Annotated in this window: 1 protein-coding gene and 1 pseudogene; both read left to right on the top strand. The window is 42.2% G+C overall.

Going from position 1 to position 1,284, the window contains the following annotated elements:
• A pseudogene (locus Q0095_RS06695) lies at positions 1-358 on the top strand (hypothetical protein); the annotation flags it as partial.
• 571 nt (positions 359-929) lie between these two features.
• A partial coding sequence (locus Q0095_RS06690; RefSeq protein WP_297882531.1) for a hypothetical protein occupies positions 930-1,284 on the top strand: 355 nt, incomplete at its 3' end.

The following is a 1,284-nucleotide window of genomic DNA, read 5'->3' as shown; positions in this document are numbered from 1 at the left end:
CGGCGCAGGCGCGCGCTTCATCATCGTGGATAAAAAATCAGCCGCGGGCGCACAAAAGCTAGCCAATGATTATCTTTTCGACGCCAAGATCGCGATGTTTATCGGCTCTGCGCGGGCGCTAAAAAACTTAGCCGAGCTCGGAATCGATACGGCGATCTTTAAAGACGCGATCGCAAACGCGCCCAAATCGCTACTTGCAAGCATCGGAGACAGCGTAGGCTCGAAATTTCACTTCGGGCTTCCGAAAAAAGATAAAATTTTCGGCGGCGCGCAAAAGCTCGCGGATAAAATTTCGGCTCTGGATAAAAAGCTAAGCGCGCCCGCAGCCGGCAAAAACGACGATATCTGGAAAAAATAGCAAAATCCTAAGCGAATTTGTTCGCGGGCGTAAAATTTCTATGACTCACGCAAATTAAAATTCCGCGCATAATTTTTTTTGCCTAGCCTCGTGGCTTAGAATTTAACGCGAGGTTTTATCCGCTTATGCGAATTGGATTCTGCGTGGAATTTTGCTCTCTTTCGCAAATTAGAATTCTGCGCGAAATCCCACGCGTCCTCTGCAAAATTTTCTCGCTTACTCAATTTAAAATTTTACCCGCTCGGATAGATTTCAATTTTACGTAGAATTTTGCCTGTCCTCGTGGCAAGAAATTTCAAATAGAATTTTATCCTCCAGCGCGATGCGAAATTTTGCTAAATTTTCTACGCGCTATATAAAATCTATGTAAATTTTACTCGCGCAATTAACGTAAATAAAATTCTGCCTCTGACTAAGCTTCATAGAATTTTGTAAAATTTTACTTACAGAACGATATAAATTCCTAGCCATTATTTTAAAATTTACTCGCGTTTTAGCTGCTTTTATGCGCGCGGTAAGGATTTTTTAAAGCTAAAATTTTATATAATTATGTGTTTCAAAAAGGCATATTTTGAGTACTAAATTCTTTCTAGCGATCCTTGCGATAGGCGTTATAATGGGGCTTTGCGCAGGGCTCTTAAACTTCGGCATCAACGAAATTGAAACTTTTGCTTTCGGGCATAATGATGAGGAATTTCACATTATCACGGAGCAAACCACTGCGCTTAGGCGCTTTCTTAGCGTCCTCGCAGCTGGCGCAATCGTAACTTTAATTAGAATTCTGCTAATAAGACTAAAACCTTTTTTAAACGTATCTTCGATGATGGATGGGCGAAATCCGCCGTTTTGGCAAAATTTAATCCACTCGGTTTTGCAGCTAGTAGCCATCTCCTGGGCGCATCCCACAGTGCGAGATCTCCTCCTGA

Source organism: uncultured Campylobacter sp., assembly GCF_938045535.1.
Lineage (GTDB): Bacteria > Campylobacterota > Campylobacteria > Campylobacterales > Campylobacteraceae > Campylobacter_B.
This window is presented reverse-complemented; position numbering and strand designations above follow the sequence as displayed.